The sequence below is a fragment of the Dyella ginsengisoli LA-4 genome (genome assembly GCF_000334915.1).
GTDB lineage: Bacteria > Pseudomonadota > Gammaproteobacteria > Xanthomonadales > Rhodanobacteraceae > Dyella_A > Dyella_A ginsengisoli_A.
Genome location: NZ_AMSF01000064.1, coordinates 14,049 through 29,458, shown reverse-complemented (window position 1 = coordinate 29,458; position 15,410 = coordinate 14,049). Strand labels below are relative to the sequence as shown.

Genomic DNA, 15,410 nt, shown 5'->3' with positions numbered 1-15,410 from the left:
CGGGATATCGGACAGAGGCGATATAGTCGGTTCTTCCTCTCTTCCCTGGAGTCGATATGAGCGGATTCCGCATCGAACACGACAGCATGGGCGAGCTGCGGGTGCCTGCCGATGCGCTGTACGGCGCGCAGACGCAGCGGGCGATCGAGAATTTCCCGGTCTCCGGGCTGACCTTGCCACGCGCGTTCATTCGCGCGCTCGGCCTGATCAAGGCCGCTGCCGCCGAGGCCAACCTGGCGCTGGGACACCTGAAGAAGCGGCAGGCCAGCGCGATCCGCAAGGCCGCGCTGGCGGTGGCTGACGGCCAGTTCGACGACCAGTTCCCGATCGACGTGTTCCAGACCGGTTCGGGCACCAGCACCAACATGAACGCCAACGAGGTGATCGCCCACCTGGCCGGCAAGGCCGGCGCCAGGGTGCACCCGAACGACCATGTGAACTACGGGCAGAGCTCGAACGACGTGATCCCCACGGCGATCCACGTCAGCGCCACCCTGCTGGCTGCCGGAGAGCTGCTGCCGGCGCTCAAGCACCTGAAGAAGACCATCGAGCGACGCGCGCGCGAGCTGAAGAACGTGGCCAAGACCGGCCGCACCCACCTGATGGATGCAATGCCGGTGACCTTCGGCCAAGAGCTCTCCGGCTGGGCCGCGCAGATTGGTGCCGCGATCGAGCGGATCGAGGATGCGCTTAAGCGCCTGCGTCGCCTGCCGCAGGGTGGCACGGCGGTGGGCACCGGCATCAATGCCGACCCGAAGTTCGGCGCCACCTTCGCACGCGAGCTGAAGAAGCTCAGCGGGCAGAAGTTCGAGACCGCCGACAACTACTTCGAGGGCATGGCCGCGCAGGACGGCGCGGTGGAACTGTCCGGCGCGCTGAAGACGCTGGCGGTGGCGCTGATGAAGATCGCCAACGACCTGCGCTGGATGAATTCCGGTCCGCTGGCGGGCCTGGGCGAGATCGAGCTGCCGGCGTTGCAGCCCGGCTCGTCGATCATGCCGGGCAAGGTGAACCCGGTGATCCCGGAGGCCACGGCCATGGTGGCGGCGCAGGTGATCGGCAACGACGCCACCATCACCATCGCCGGGCAGTCCGGCAACTTCCAGCTCAACGTGATGCTGCCGGTGATCGCCTACAACCTGCTGCAGTCGCTCGCGCTGTTGGCCAACGCGTCGCGCCTGCTGGCGAACAAGGCGATCGACGGCTTCAAGGTGAACCAGGCCCGGGTGGACGAGGCGCTGGCGATGAACCCGATTCTGGTCACCGCGCTGAATCCGGTGATCGGCTACGAAAAGGGGGCGGCGACGGCCAAGCAGGCCTACAAGCAGAAGCGCCCGATCATGGACGTGGCGCTGGAGACCACCGGGCTGTCGAAGGACGAGTTGAAGAAGCTGCTCGACCCGGTGGCACTGACCAAGGGGGGCATCCACAGCGGTGGCTGATCGCCGTGGCTATCGACGGTCTGATTCACTGAACGGAAACGCCCGGTGCCTGCCGGGCACCGGGCATTGCGTGGCGGCTACCCTTCGCCGGATCAGGGGTGCGGATGCACCAGCGCACCGAGTTTCCCGGCGGCGAGCGCGACATGCACGGCATGCCCCCTGCGTTCGAGCGTGAGCTTTACCGGGTCCTGCATGTGCGCGTTCGCGTAGGTCACCAGATCCTTTACATGGGCGACGGACTGGCCATCGACGGCGGTGATGCGGTCGCCCGCATGCAGGCCGTCACGGCCGTCAGGTGTGATCATGGCGACCACGACGCCCTTGCCGTCCTTCGAGGACAGGTTGAGGGCCTGTCCGTTGGCTCCCTTCCAGGTCAGGCTCTCGGCGGTGCCGTGCATGCTGACGTACCAGCCGGCATGGGCGGGGGCGGCCAGTGCAGCGGCCAGGGCGAATGCGGCGGTCAGCGCGATATGACGCATGTGGATCTCTCCTTGAAGTGGCCGTGCCCCCGTGACCGGGCGGCTTCCTGCGGCAGGTTGGTCAGTCGTTGTCGCTGTCGTCGTGGATATTCTTGCCGCAGTCGTCCACGTCCTTCTGCGTCATGGTGGCGTAGGGGCGGAACTCCGGCATCGACGCGGCCAGTTTCTGTTGCGAGGCGAGCATCTCGGGCATGCGTCCGCACAGCTTGAGCGCGGCAGCCTTGATCTGCTCGGTCTGTGGCTTGATCCGCGCTTCGATGTCCTTGTCGCTCTTTCCGGTCAGTGCGCCCCAGATGGCTTCCTTGGCGGCCTGCGTACCGATGGCGGCGCCGCTGGCGCCGATGTCCATGCCGGCCTCGGCGACACCGATGATCTGCTGGCGATAGTCCAGCAGCATGGTGTGCTGTTCCGGCGTGGCCGACACGGTCTTGCCGGCGATCACCAGGTCGCCCTGCGGGGTGATCACCGCCTTGGGCCGGTTGCCCTGGTCGTGGGGCTCATCGTGGTCGTCGCCGACGTTGACGTGGACATTGCTGATGTCGATGTCCTGCGTGACCAGCTCGCGCTTGGCCTGGTCGATGCCCTTCTGCACCTGTTCGGCGATGAACGAGGGCGAGGTCTTCTGCTGGACCTCTTTCGCCGCATCGGCCATGCCACTGGATGCGCTGGAGGCGGCGGAGTCGGTCTGGTCGCTTCTGCCGCAGGCGGCCAGTGGCAGGGTGATGGACAGTGCCAGCAGGGCGGCGGTTATCGCACTACGTTTCATGGAAAGCCTCCTTGTTCGTCGGGATGGGGCGCGGTGCCGTAAGCCCAGTGCACTGCCGGATCAGTTGTCGTTGTCCTTGCGACAGTCGTCCACGGCGTTTTCGCCGATCAGTCCGCCGTAGGGCTTGAAAGCAGGGAGCGCCGCAGCGAGTTGTCCCTGCGCCGCGCGGATGCCGGCGAGGTCGTCGCAGATCTTCATCGCTGCCTGTTCGACCTTGTCGGCCTGGGCCTGCACCCTGGCGTCCGCCGACTTGTCGTCGCCGCCACTGACAATGCTGGCTGCCGCTCCCTTGAGTGCCTCGCCGGCAATGGCTACGCCAGCCTTGCCGGTTTCGATGCCGTGAACACGCACGGCGGTAGCGGCGGCGTAGTACTGCAGCAGCAGGGCACGTTGTGCGGGTGTTACCTGCACGGGTTGGCCGTCGACGCTGAACTCACCGGTATGGTCGATGCTGGCGACGGGGCTGCCGACGGCATGCAGGCGGACCTGGTCACCGGAGACCCGGATGGCGCCGTTCGCGATGCTCGTGTTGCTCAGGGAGCCGTGGTCGCCGCAGGCGGCAAGCGCTGCCATGGCGAGAGCGAGCAGGACAGGTTGAATCAGTTTCATGAGACGCTCCGGAGATCCTTTGCCGGGAAAGAAAACGCGGCGGCCCTGCGGCCGCCGCAACGGGGAGAACTTGCGTCAGCTGTCGTCGCGCCAGCGGCGGAACCAGATGGCCCCGGCGATCAGGCCCGCGCCGATCACCACGCCGATCCACAGGTTGGGCGTGGCGACGGCGGCCCAGCTGCGGCTCAGGTTCATGATGTCCAGGCCGCTTTCGCCATTGATGGTCAGCGCATGCGGACTGCCGTTGTAGGCCGTGAAGCTGCCACCGGGGAACACGCTGAACAGGCCGCGGACCACGATCTCCTTCCAGAACCAGCTGGCGGGCAGGTTGAACAGGCCCATGATGCCGAACCAGCTGATCAGCAGGCCGGAAGCCACCGGCAGCACCACCGCCCAGAGGAAGGGCTTGGTTCGTGCCCAGGCCGAGCACAGCAGCAGCCAGCCGGCGGAGGGCAGGGCCCACAGCACGTACACCGGGATGTAGCCGAGCAGGTTGCCCATGACCCGGAACGGGTGGGCCAGGGTGAGCAGCTGCCACACGTTGACGCCGTGGAAGGACAGCGTGATCGCGACCATCACCAGTTGGGCAAAGCCCGCTGCGATGCCGGCCAGCACGGCGATCACCGGAGCCAGCACGGTCGCACTGACCAACTTGGACAGCACCGTGCTCGTGTCGGAGATCGGCAGCGACTTCCAGAACAGGATGCTGCGGTCGCGGCGGTCGTCGTACAGGGCACCGAGGCAGTAGAAGAACACCACGAAGCCCAACACCACGGTGATGATGGCCATGGAGGAGTACATGGCCACATCCAGCGCCATGCCGACCTTGCTCATGTCGCCGGCATCCATCTGCGACATCACGTTGCGCAGCTCGCCGCTGGCGCCGAAGTTGACGCCGTGGCGGGCGCCGATCACCTCGGCGGTGATGATGCCCATCAGGTTCAGCAGCAGGAATACGCCGCCAGTGATCACCGGTGCCCAGAGGAAGCCGCCGCGGTGCTCCCAGAACTCGCGCTTGACGAGCCAGAGGAAGGTTTTCATTGGTAAGTCCCCTTCATGGTGGCGACGAACAGGTCGCTGACGGAGGGCCGGCGGGTTTCGCCCAGACCTTCCAGCACAGCCTTGTCGGCGCCGTCGAACAGGAAAATGCTCTTGCCGAACACGGTGCGTTCGTCGATCGGACGCAGCGCACGTGCGGCCTCGGCGCGATCGGCGCTCACCATCACCTCGACGAAGCGGTCGCCCATGGCGTCCATGTCGGTATCCAGCACGATCTTGCCGTCGCGGATGAACATCAGGTCGGTGAGGATGTGTTCGATCTCCTCCACCTGGTGGGTGGTGACGATGATCGTCTTGTCCTCGTCGAAGTAGTCCTCCAGCAGGCGCTGGTAGAACTCCTTGCGGTAGAGGATGTCCAGGCCGAGCGTCGGCTCGTCCAGTACCAGCAGGCGGGCGTCGATCGCCATCACCAGGGCCAGGTGCAGCTGCACGATCATGCCCTTGGACATCTGCTTCACGCGCTGGTTGGGGGTGAGCTTGGTGCGCTTGAGCAGTGCTTCGCACCTGGTGCGGTCGAAGCGGGGATGGATCGCCTCGACGAAGTCGATCGCGTCATGCACCTTCATCCAGCGCGGCAGCACGGCCACGTCGGCGATGAAGCAGACCTGTTCCATCAGCTTGTTGCGCTGGGTGCGCGGATCCAGACCCAGCACGTGCAGCTCGCCTTCGAACGGGGTCAGCCCGAGAATCGCCTTCAGCGCGGTGGTCTTGCCGGCGCCGTTCGGGCCGATCAGGCCCACGATGCGGCCGGACTCAATGGTGAAGCTGGCATCGTCCAGGGCGATCGTGTTCTTGTAGTGCTTGCGCAGGCCGCGCGCGGTGATCACGGCGTTCATGCGGGTTTCTCCGTGCCGTCGCCGGCTTCTCGCAACAGGGTTTTCAGGTCGAGCCCGAGCCGCTGCAACCGGGCAAAGAGGGTCGGCCACTCTTCGCGCAGGAAGCGCTCGCGCTCGGACTTGAGCAGTGCCTCGCGCGCTCCATCGTTGACGAACATGCCCAACCCCCTCCTTTTTTCAACCAGTTGATCATCGACCAGCTCCTGATAGGCCTTGGAGACGGTCAGCGGATTGATCTGGAAATCCGCTGCCACCTGGCGTACCGACGGCAGCGGGTCGCCCTCGTTCAAGGCGCCGTCCAGGATCATCGCCACCACGCGTTCGCGCAGCTGGCGGTAGATCGGGACGCTGTCGTTCCAGGTGATGGTCATGAAGTTATTCCTTGGTGCTGATGCGGCCGAGCTTGTTGCCAAACGAATAGTAGGGCATGGCCATCGGCGCCCCGATCAGCGGCAGGTCGGCTTCGGCGCGGACGCCCAGGCCGCCCGGAGCCGGCTGGCCGATCACCTCGGTGACGGCGGTCAGCGCGGCGGCGCGCATTTCCTCGGCCGAGGGGGTGACGTTGACGGGAGCCAGGTCGATCACCTTCACACCATTGATCTCGGCAACCGGAGCCACGGTGATGCTGTGGTTGACGGCGGCGAGGCTGGCGGCGGTGATCAGGACGGCGGCGGACAGCGCGAGCAGGTTCGGTGCTTTCATGGCGGGTCTCCTTTAGTGACCTCGTGGACCGGTGTTGTAGTGAACTATAACACCATATTCGGAGCCGTCAATAGACCGAATCGAAATTCACAACATGACTGATGGCCTATGCCGAAAGCCGGGTGCCTGCGCCGTTTCACCAGCGGGAGCCCATGCGGCCGGCCCTTCGTGCCCGGTATCGGGGCGGGAGATTCCGGCCATTCCGCCGGCCGGGCCGGGTTAGTCGGGTTGGTCCGGAAGCGGGCAAGGCGTCGATGCACGGCGCGTCGGGATTGCGGCCGTCAGGGAGATTCGGGCAATGGGGCGCCCATGCATCGGGGCCTGGGCGGTGCGATGGCCCGGTCCGCACGGAGGATGCCCCGGCGCGAACCGTCGGCGCCGGAGAACAAGGCGTCCGGGATGCGCCGAGGGGCGGGCGGATCGCTACGTGTATATGCTGCGCGGCCGGCACGCCCCGGCATCAGGGGAGCTCCACGGTGGGGAACTCCGGCCGCGCCGACGGTCAGCGAGCGGCTGACCGGTGCGACGAGATATGTGCAACGCGCGGTGGGATTGAAGGGTCGGCGACCTGTGCCGGAGGCCCCACGGGCGGGTGATCCTCCGGCGCGGGCGAGCCCGGATATGGTACGACGACCGTAGGCGACGCCTTGCTCGCGGCGCCGACAGGGACGCGCAGCGGTTGGTCAGGCTGCCTTGCGAAGAGCCAGCTGGCCGATGGTCGCGTTGGCGTGCTCCATCGCTTTCTGGCGGGCCTCGTCGCCCATCGCCACGCCCTCGGCACGGACAAACTCCACATCGGTGATGCCGATGAAGCCCATCGCGGTGCGCAGATAGTTTTCCTGGAAGTCCATGGCCGCGGCCGGACCCTGGCTGTAAATCCCGCCGCGCGACGAGGCGATCACCACGCGCTTGCCACCAGCCAGCCCCTCGGGGCCATTGGGGCCGTAACGGAAGGTGCGGCCGGCCACCATGACGCGGTCCAGCCACGCCTTCAGCGTGCTGGTAATGGAAAAGTTGTACATCGGCGCGCCGAGCACCACGATGTCGGCGGCCAGGAACTGCTGCAGTACGGCTTCGTCCTTCTGGGCGGCCTCGCTGCTGGCGTCGGCGTGCGGTTGCCAGTGCGGCAGCGGTTCGGCGGCGAGGTCGCGATAGGCAACGGTACTGGCCACACCGTCGCGCTGGAGCTGGGCGACGATCGAGGCGGTGAGCTGGCGCGACACGGAATGGCCGCCCAGGGCGCTGGTATCGAGATGCAGAACGTTCATGGGAATCCTCGTTTTCATGCCAATGCCGGGTGATCCGGCGCTGGATGAAACGATAGATTGGAAACAATTAATGGATAAGATGGGTATTTCGGGACGTATCGTCCCAAAAGGGAAACGATCATGTATCCATTGACCGGTACTCTGCAGGACCTCAACGATCTCTACTTCTTCGCTGCCGTGGTCGAACACAAGGGCTTTTCGGCTGCAGGGCGGGCGCTGGGCATTCCCAAGTCGCGCCTGAGCAAGCGCATCGCTCAGTTGGAAGAGCGTCTGGGTGTGCGCCTGCTGCAGCGGACCACGCGGCGCTTCGTGGTGACCGAGGTGGGCGAGCGCTTCTACGGTCATTGCCGGGCCGTGCTGGAAGAGGCGCAGGCGGCCCAGGACGCCGTGGACGAGCTGCGTGCCGAGCCGCGTGGCATGGTGCGGCTTAGCTGCCCGGTGTCGTTGACCCAGACCATGCTGGCGGACGTGCTGCCGGACTTTCTGCTGCAGTACCCGAAAGTGCAGGTGCGCGTGATGGCGTCGAACCGCCGGGTGGATGTGATCAGCGAGGGGGTCGACGTGGCCATCCGCGTGCGTACCAAGCTGGACACCGATGCGACCCTGGTGGCACGCAGCTTCGGCCACTCCCGGGTGCTGCCCGTGGCAAGTCCCCGATTGCTGGACGAATACGGTCGTCCGTCCACGCCGCAGGAACTGTCCGCATTGCCGGCGTTGTCGATGCAGGAACACGACGGCACACAGAGCTGGGAGCTGATCGACGCAGCCGGGGAGCGGGTGGTGGTGGACATCCAGCCGCGGCTGGTCTGCGGCGACTTCGCCATGCTCTTGTCGGCCGCCCAGCGCGGCGCGGGCGTGGCCATGCTGCCGGAGTTCGTCTGTGCCCCGGCAGTCTCGCGTGGCGAACTGGAAGTGCTGCTGCCGGAGTGGGGCACACCCGAGGGCATGATGCACTTCGTCTACCCGAGCCGGCGTGGACAGCTGCCTGGCGTGCGAGCGCTGGTGGAGTTCCTTGCCGAGCGGCTGCCAGCCGCCGCGCGGCGCGAGAGCGACATCTGCACGGGCCAAAAGCCGAACGCGCCAGCCGCGTGACGCGTGCTAGCATCGACGTTTAGCCATCCAAACGCACAGACGCCAGACACATGCAGATAACCAGCAAGCTTCCCGTGGTCGGCACCACCATCTTCAGCGTGATGAGCCAGCTCGCGGCGGAGCACAAGGCAGTGAACCTGGGGCAGGGCTTCCCCGACTACGAGCCGCCGCAGGCGCTGCGTGAGGCGGTGACCCGGGCGATGGCCGAGGGTCGCAACCAGTATGCGCCGGGCATCGGCCTGGCGCCGCTGCGCGAGGCGATCGCCCGCAAGACCGAGCGCCTGTACGGCCATGCGGTGAACCCCGACACCGAGGTCACGGTGACCTCCGGCGCCACCGAGGCGATCTTTTCGGCGATCGCCGCGCTGGTGCGCCAGGGCGACGAGGTGATCGTGTTCGATCCGGCCTACGACTGCTACGAGCCGGCGATCGACCTGCAGGGCGCGCGGGCGGTGCACATTCCGCTGACCCAGCCCAGCTTCGCGATCGACTGGCAGCGCGTGCGCGATGCCATCACGCCGCGCACGCGGATGATCCTGGTGAACTCGCCGCACAATCCGTCCGGCGCCGTGCTGTCGGCCGACGACCTGGACCAGCTGGCCGACGTGCTGCGTGACACGGGGATCATCGTGCTGTCCGACGAGGTCTACGAACACATCGTCTTCGACGGCGCCGCCCACCAGAGCGTGCTGCGGCACCCCGAACTGGCCGCGCGCAGCGTGGTGGTGTCCAGCTTCGGCAAGACCTACCACTGCACCGGCTGGAAGGTCGGCTATGCGGTGGCCCCGGCCGCGCTGAGCCACGAATTCCGCAAGGTCCACCAGTACGTCACCTTCTGCACCTTCCATCCGGCGCAGGTCGCCTTCGCCGAATTCCTGGAGAGCCACCCGGAGCACTACCTGGAGCTGCCGGCGTTCTACCAGGCCAAGCGCGACCGTTTCCGCGCGCTGCTGGCACCCTCGCGCTTCAAGCTGCTCGACGTGCCGGGCGGCTACTTCCAGCTGGTCGACTACTCGGCGATCCGCGACGAGGACGACCTCGCGTTCTGCCAGTGGCTGGTGCGCGAGGGTGGCGTGGCGGCGATCCCGCTGACGCCGTTCTGCGCCACGCCGCCGGGCACCCGGCTGGCACGGCTGTGCTTCGCCAAGAGCGATGCCACGCTGGAGCAGGCGGTCGAACGCCTGGTGCGCCTGTGAGCATCCTGCAGCCGCTGGTCGTCACCCTCGTGCAGGGCGCCACGCGCTGGCACGACGCCGAGGCGAACCGCGATTACTACGGCAGTCTGGTGCGCGCGCATGCGGGCGCGACGGACCTGTTCGTGCTGCCGGAAACCTTCCTGTCCGGCTTCAGCAACGACACCCGCGTCAGCGCCGAGACGATGGACGGACCGGGCGTGGCGTGGCTGCGCGCGCTGGCTACCGAGGTCGGCGCGACGATCACCGGCAGTCTGGCGATCCGCGAAGGCGAGACGGTCTACAACCGGATGCTGTGGGCGACCCCGCAGGGAGACCTGCAGCAGTACGACAAGCGCCACCTGTTCCGCATGGCCGGCGAGCACACCCGCTACGGCGGCGGCCGCGAGCGGCTGATCGTCGAGCTGAAGGGCTGGAGGATCCTGCCGCAGGTCTGCTACGACCTCCGTTTCCCGGTGTGGCTGCGCAATGGCCGCAACGAACAGGCAACCGGTGGCATGGACTACGACCTGGCGCTGTTCGTGGCCAACTGGCCGGCGCCGCGCCGGCAGCCGTGGCGCACGCTGCTGCGCGCCCGCGCGATCGAGAACCTCAGCTACGTCATCGGCGTGAACCGCGTGGGCATGGACGGCAACGATCTTCCGTATGCGGGCGACAGCGCCGTGCTGGATCCGGTGGGCGAGCCGCTGATCGAACTGGGTGCGCAGGAGCAGGTGGCGACCGTGCGCATCGATCCGGCGCCACTGCTCGCCCATCGCGAGCGCTTTCCCGCCTGGATGGATGCCGACGCGTTCCAGCTGCTGTCGTGAAGGATGACGGGCGTGTAGGGGATTTCTCGGCATGCCTGTCGGGTCATCGCGCGACGATGAGCGAGGCGCGGAAAAAGGTGATTTCCTCCACCTTTTGCGCTTGATCCGCCACATCTCCGGCCCGTAGCCTTGCGCGGCGTCTGGCGGAACCGGGGCACGGCAAGTGCGCTTTGGCCGCTGGCGCAAAGCCAGGGGATGCAAACCAATGCTCAAGGACGAGTTCATGCGGGCGCCGTCGCGCGCGCCCATCACGTACCACGTCGTCGACGTTCCGCCGATGCCGCCCGACGGCGGACCGGCACGCTAGGTCGCCGCCGCCAGGGCCGGACCGGTCCGCGTTGCGGCTATCCCGAACCTTCCGCACATGGCTCCCCGCGCGACGGGGACGGATGGTCTTGGCCCGCGCGGCGGGGTTCGGTGGTTCGACGCTCCCTCCGTTCCTCCCACTCGTTTCCATCATGGAGTAATCATGAGAATTGACTCTCTCAAGCAGGGCGCTCTTGCCCTTGCGATCGTTGCCTTCACGGGCCTGGCCGGCTGCTCGACCCTGCAGACCGGCGGCGGCAAGAACCCGGTCGCCGGGTCGGCCGGCGGCGCCAACAGCAAGAACGCCAATCCGACCCTCGAGCATTGCCCGAAGCCGCTGGGGACGCTGGCCGTGGAGGAGGACGAGGGCGAGCCGTGGTACGCCATGCTGACCCAGCAGTACCACTTGCCGTCGACCACGCCGCTGATCCGCATGATGATCCAGCAGAGCAACTGCTTCGTCGTGGTCGATCGCGGTCGCGGCATGACCTCGATGATGCGCGAGCGCGACCTGGCCGCTTCCGGTGAATTGCGCTCGAGCAGCAATCTGCGACCGCACCAGATGGTGGCCGCCGACTACGTGGTGACGCCGAACATCCAGTTCTCGCAGGACACGGGCGGCGGGGCGGCGGGCCTGGCCGGGCTGGTGCCCTACGGTGCGCTGGTCGGGGCGGTGGTCGGCTCGATGAAGACCAGCGAGGCGTCCACCACGCTGATGCTCACCGACACCCGGTCGGGCGTGCAGGTGGCGATCGCGCAGGGCAGCGCGAAGAACATGGATTTCGGGTTCGGGGGGCTGTTCGGTGGTGCGGGTGCCGTCGGTGCTGCCGGCGCGTACGCCAAGACGCCGCAGGGCAAGGTGATCGCGGCGGCTTTCCTCGACTCCTACAACCAGATGGTCAAGGCGGTGCGCGAATACGCGCCGCAGCACGTATCCGGTGGCCTGGGCACCGGCGGTGCCCTTTCCGTGGATGGCGAGTCCCCGTCGGGTGCAGGTGATGTGGCGGGCCTCTCGCTCCGGGATGCGCAGCGCAAGCTGGCGTCGCTCGGTCTCTACAAGAGTCGCATCGACGGCCGTCCGGGCCCGGGCACTTCGTCCGCGCTGAGCAGTTTTCAGCGCATTCGGGGTCTGGACGTGACCGGCAAGCTCGATCCGGCCACGGCCAAGGCACTGCAGCAGTAGCGTCCGCGCGGCATGGTTTCGCCGCCGTCACGAAAAAGCCGCCCATTCGGGCGGCTTTTTCGTCTGCAACCGCGGACGACTCGGATCCGTCAGTGATTGCCACCGCGGTTGCCGCCGGGGCGCTTGCCGCCACGACCGCCGCCGCTGTTGCCGCCCGGCCGGGGGCCCCGGTTGCCGGCGTTGCCGCGATTGCCTGCATTGCCACGGTTGCCAGCGTTGTTGCCACGGTTGCCGCCTGGGCCGCGCTTTTCGCCGCCGAAGCCGCTGTAGGGAGCCGCCGCGCCGGCGGCACCCGCGCCACCGCCGCCGCGACGGCGCTTGGCGCCACCGGGCTTGCCCTGGCCACCGCCGGCCGGCTGGCCGTCACGGGTTTCACCGGCGAACCAGGTGCGCACCGAGGGCAGTTCCTGGCCGGGCGCCACGCCGCGCTTGCTGCGGCTCTTGCGGGGCTGGCCCGGGCGCTCCGGGCGGGCGACGTTGCCGTTCACCTCGCGACCGGGGCGACGCCCCTTGCCGCGCGCCGGTTCGTCGCGGATACGGTCGAACGCCCGCAACTCGCGTGCTTCGTCGGCGGCGGCGCTGCTCCACGCGGTGGCGGCGCCGCGTTCCGGGCGGTACTCGGTGACGTGGCGAGGGGCACGGCGCTGGTGCAGCACCGGGCTGAGCGTCAGCACCGGCTGGGGCGCGCCCAGCCCGGTGAGCTTGCGCAGCTCCTTCACGGCGTCCTCGCCCAGCGACTCGCAGTCGCCGCGGCGCAGGGCGCGCGGCAGCTGCACGTTGCCGTAGCGGATGCGCTTGAGACGGCTGACCAGGAAGCCCTGCGAATCCCACAGGCGGCGCACCTCGCGGTTGCGGCCCTCGCGGATCACCACGCGGAACCAGCTGTGGCTGCCGCCGCGGCTGATGATGGCGATGTCGTCGAAGCGGGCGGGGCCATCCTCCAGTTCCACGCCGGCCTTGAGCCTCTCGATGATCTCGTCGGGCACTTCGCCATGGACACGGCACAGGTACTCGCGCTCCAGCCCGCTCTTGGGATGCATCAGCGCGTTGGCGAGCTCGCCATCGGTGGTAAGCAGCAGCAGGCCGGTGGTGTTGATGTCCAGCCGGCCCACGGCGACCCAGCGCGCGCCCTTCAGGCGCGGCAGTTCCTCGAACACGGTGGGGCGACCTTCCGGATCGTCCCGGGTGGTCATCACGCCTTCTGGCTTGTGGTAGACCAGCACCTCGGTTTCGTCGCGGTTGTCGGTGGCGACGACGAACTGCTTGCCGTCGATCACCACGCGGTCGCCGGCATGCACGCTGGCGCCGATGGCGGCCGGCTGGCCGTTGAGCTCGACTTCGCCCGCCTGGATGCGCTGCTCGAGCATCCGGCGCGAGCCGAGCCCGGCGTTGGCCAGGACCTTGTGCAGGCGCTCTTCCAGAGCGGGCTCGTTTTCGGCCCGTGCGGGGCGCTTGAGGGTAAGTAGGGATTTCTGCGGCGCAGTCATGCGCGTGACTCCTCAGGAATGCTTGTCGGCGTCGCCGTTGTCGGCGTCCGCGGGGATCGCTGCCTCGTCGGCAGTGGTCGGTTCGGTGGACAGCCCGTCAGGGGCTGGCGGGGTGCCGTCGCGCGGGTGCGCGACGGACGAGGGTTCTTCTTCGGCGCCATCGGAGGCCGCGGCGGCTTCCTCGGTGTCATCGTTCGCGGCCTCTTCCGTGCCGTTCGGATTGGCGGCTTCGGCGAGATCATGAACGTCGAAATCCGCGCCCGGGTCGATATCGTCTCTGGCTGCGGTGGCGTCGGCCGGCTCTGCCGGATCGGCATCCCCGGCGCTGGCCGCCGCCTGCGCCTCGGCCTCTGCCTCGGGATCGATCGGCAGGTCCTTCACCACCCGCGCCGGCAGCGGTTCGGGCTCGAAGCGCAGCTGCGGGTCTTCCATGTCGCGGATCTCCGACAGCGGCGGCAGCTCGTCCAGCGACTTCAGGTTGAAGTAGTCGAGGAACGCGCGGGTGGTGCCGAACAGCGCGGGCCGGCCCGGCACGTCGCGGTGGCCGACCACGCGGATCCAGTCGCGCTCCTCCAGCGTCTTGATGATGTTGGAGGACACCACCACGCCGCGGATCTGTTCGATCTCCGGGCGGGTGATCGGCTGGCGGTAGGCGATCAGTGCCAGTGTCTCCAGCAGCGCGCGGGAATAGCGGCTGGGGCGCTCGGTCCACATCCGCGACAGCCACGGATGCACGGCCTGCTTCACCTGGTAGCGGAAGCCCGAGGCGACCTCCTTCAGCTCCACGCCGCGCCCCTCGCAGTCGCCAGCCAGCGCCTCGAGGGTGCGCGCGACGAGCTCGCGGGTCACTTCGTGTTCTTCGCCGAACAGCTCGACCAGCTGGGCCATCGTCAGCGGGTTGCTGGAGGCAAGCAGGGCGGCTTCGACGATCGGCTTGAGCTGCTCGATGCCGAGCGGCTCCTGGCGGTCCGGTTCGTCGCGGACTGGGCTGGCGAGTTCCTGGTTGTCACTCATAGGCGGAGGCTTCTCCGGCGGATTCATCGGTGGGCGCGTCGGCGTCGGTGGCGTCCTGGTAGTCGCCCGCGTCGGCCTTGGCCCGGAGGTAGATCGGCGCCAGCGGCGCCTCCTGCACGATCTCGATCAGCATTTCCTTGGCCAGCTCGAGCATGGCCAGGAAGGTCACCACCACGCCGAGCCGGCCTTCGGCCGGATCGAACAGCGTTTCGAAGCGCTGGAAATTGACGCTCTCCAGCTTGCCCAGCAGTTCGCCCATGCGCTGGCGGACGCTGAGGGCCTCGCGCTTGATGGCGTGATGGCCGAACAACTCCGCGCGGTGCATCACGTCCTTGAGCGCCAGCAGCATTTCCTTCAGGTCCAGCGGTGGCGGCAGGCGGATCACCGTGCGCTCGCCCGCGTCGACCTGTACCGGCACCGTGTCGCGTTCCACGCGGGGCAGGGCGTCGATGTCCTCGGCGGCCTTCTTGAACCGCTCGTACTCCTGCAGCCGGCGGACCAGGTCGGCGCGGGGATCCTCTTCCACCCCTTCTTCGGTGGGCGGCCGCGGCAGCAGCAGCCGCGATTTGATCTCGGCCAGGATCGCGGCCATCAGCAGGTATTCGGCCGCCAGTTCCAGCCGCATGACATCGCGCATCAGCTCGATGTAGGCCATGTACTGGCGGGTGATCTCGGCGACCGGGATGTCCAGGATGTCCAGGTTCTGCCGGCGGATCAGGTAAAGCAGCAGGTCCAACGGACCCTCGAACGCTTCCAGGATGACTTCCAGCGCGTCCGGCGGGATGTACAGGTCCTGCGGCATCTGCAGCATCGGTTCGCCGCGCACGATCGCCAGCGGCATCTCCTGCTGCTGCGGCATCGAAGCGAACACGTCCGCTGGACTGGTTGTCTGAGGCTCGCTTGGCTCAGTGCTCATCAATGCATGTCGTTGGGCCACCGCCCGGAAAGACGGTGATTGCACACGATTGGTACCGGACCCGTCCATCCGGCTCGCGCCGAGGGATACGGGGCTTGCACGCGCCGACGTAGCCGCGCTGTGTGGAAACGCTCCTTGCTGCAGATGCCCGGCCTGGCTGGCGCCTTGGTTGCGAATGCCCGGCGATATCCCTGGGGAATCATCGGGCGGGTCGCGACCAACCGCTGGGCGTCCGGTCCGGGATATGAG

General features: G+C 67.5%; 16 protein-coding genes. 5 read left to right on the top strand and 11 right to left on the bottom strand.

What is annotated here, in order from left to right; genetic code table 11:
- Nucleotides 1-56: 56 nt before the first annotated feature.
- Entirely contained in the window at nucleotides 57-1,442 is a 1,386-nt protein-coding gene (locus tag C693_RS0115475; protein WP_017463186.1) for a class II fumarate hydratase, read from the top strand.
- Nucleotides 1,443-1,534: 92 nt separating this feature from the next.
- On the opposite strand, the gene C693_RS0115470 is transcribed toward C693_RS0115475, so the two are convergent.
- From C693_RS0115470 to C693_RS0115435, 8 genes are all read right to left on the bottom strand, one after another.
- Entirely contained in the window at nucleotides 1,535-1,921 is a 387-nt protein-coding gene (locus tag C693_RS0115470; RefSeq protein WP_017463185.1) for a PDZ domain-containing protein, read from the bottom strand.
- A 61-nt stretch (nucleotides 1,922-1,982) separates the two neighbouring features.
- A complete protein-coding gene (locus tag C693_RS0115465) occupies nucleotides 1,983-2,687 on the bottom strand; it encodes a hypothetical protein (protein ID WP_017463184.1) in 705 nt (234 codons plus the stop codon).
- 60 nt (nucleotides 2,688-2,747) lie between these two features.
- Complete coding sequence (locus C693_RS0115460; RefSeq protein ID WP_017463183.1) at nucleotides 2,748-3,296, bottom strand: DUF2884 family protein; 549 nt, start codon at nucleotides 3,294-3,296, stop codon at nucleotides 2,748-2,750.
- 75 nt (nucleotides 3,297-3,371) lie between these two features.
- Nucleotides 3,372-4,337, bottom strand: coding sequence for a hypothetical protein (locus C693_RS0115455; RefSeq protein ID WP_017463182.1), 966 nt, complete (start codon nucleotides 4,335-4,337; stop codon nucleotides 3,372-3,374).
- Entirely contained in the window at nucleotides 4,334-5,191 is an 858-nt protein-coding gene (locus tag C693_RS0115450) for an ABC transporter ATP-binding protein (RefSeq protein ID WP_017463181.1), read from the bottom strand. Before C693_RS0115450 ends, C693_RS0115455 begins: the two co-directional genes overlap by 4 nt.
- The gene (locus tag C693_RS0115445) at nucleotides 5,188-5,562 is read right to left on the bottom strand and encodes a GntR family transcriptional regulator (RefSeq protein ID WP_017463180.1); all 375 of its coding nucleotides are present in this window, start codon (nucleotides 5,560-5,562) and stop codon (nucleotides 5,188-5,190) included. The genes C693_RS0115450 and C693_RS0115445 overlap by 4 nt, the downstream gene beginning before the upstream one ends.
- A 4-nt stretch (nucleotides 5,563-5,566) precedes the next feature.
- The gene (locus C693_RS0115440) at nucleotides 5,567-5,893 is read right to left on the bottom strand and encodes a hypothetical protein (RefSeq protein ID WP_017463179.1); all 327 of its coding nucleotides are present in this window, start codon (nucleotides 5,891-5,893) and stop codon (nucleotides 5,567-5,569) included.
- Between the two features lie 683 nt (nucleotides 5,894-6,576).
- Complete coding sequence (locus tag C693_RS0115435) at nucleotides 6,577-7,161, bottom strand: FMN-dependent NADH-azoreductase (RefSeq protein WP_017463178.1); 585 nt, start codon at nucleotides 7,159-7,161, stop codon at nucleotides 6,577-6,579.
- 120 nt (nucleotides 7,162-7,281) lie between these two features.
- Here C693_RS0115435 and C693_RS0115430 point away from each other — a divergent pair, with 120 nt between their 5' ends.
- The 4 genes from C693_RS0115430 to C693_RS0115410 all read left to right on the top strand — a co-directional run bounded on the left by C693_RS0115430 (nucleotide 7,282) and on the right by C693_RS0115410 (nucleotide 11,744).
- Nucleotides 7,282-8,253: a LysR substrate-binding domain-containing protein gene (locus C693_RS0115430; protein ID WP_017463177.1), complete on the top strand. Its 972-nt coding sequence runs from the start codon at nucleotides 7,282-7,284 to the stop codon at nucleotides 8,251-8,253.
- A 50-nt stretch (nucleotides 8,254-8,303) separates the two neighbouring features.
- The gene (locus C693_RS0115425; protein ID WP_017463176.1) at nucleotides 8,304-9,449 is read left to right on the top strand and encodes a pyridoxal phosphate-dependent aminotransferase; all 1,146 of its coding nucleotides are present in this window, start codon (nucleotides 8,304-8,306) and stop codon (nucleotides 9,447-9,449) included.
- A complete protein-coding gene (locus C693_RS0115420; protein ID WP_017463175.1) occupies nucleotides 9,446-10,255 on the top strand; it encodes an amidohydrolase in 810 nt (269 codons plus the stop codon). The genes C693_RS0115425 and C693_RS0115420 overlap by 4 nt, the downstream gene beginning before the upstream one ends.
- Before the next feature lie 469 nt (nucleotides 10,256-10,724).
- Nucleotides 10,725-11,744, top strand: coding sequence for a peptidoglycan-binding domain-containing protein (locus C693_RS0115410; RefSeq protein WP_017463173.1), 1,020 nt, complete (start codon nucleotides 10,725-10,727; stop codon nucleotides 11,742-11,744).
- Between the two features lie 89 nt (nucleotides 11,745-11,833).
- Here C693_RS0115410 and C693_RS0115405 read toward each other — a convergent pair whose 3' ends face one another.
- The 3 genes from C693_RS0115405 to C693_RS0115395 are packed head-to-tail and all read right to left on the bottom strand — an operon-like array spanning nucleotide 11,834 to nucleotide 15,161.
- Entirely contained in the window at nucleotides 11,834-13,231 is a 1,398-nt protein-coding gene (locus C693_RS0115405) for a pseudouridine synthase (protein ID WP_017463172.1), read from the bottom strand.
- A gap of 12 nt (nucleotides 13,232-13,243) precedes the next feature.
- Entirely contained in the window at nucleotides 13,244-14,245 is a 1,002-nt protein-coding gene (scpB, locus tag C693_RS0115400) for an SMC-Scp complex subunit ScpB (protein WP_017463171.1), read from the bottom strand.
- Nucleotides 14,238-15,161, bottom strand: coding sequence for a segregation and condensation protein A (locus C693_RS0115395; RefSeq protein ID WP_026107463.1), 924 nt, complete (start codon nucleotides 15,159-15,161; stop codon nucleotides 14,238-14,240). Before C693_RS0115395 ends, scpB begins: the two co-directional genes overlap by 8 nt.
- Nucleotides 15,162-15,410: the final 249 nt, after the last annotated feature.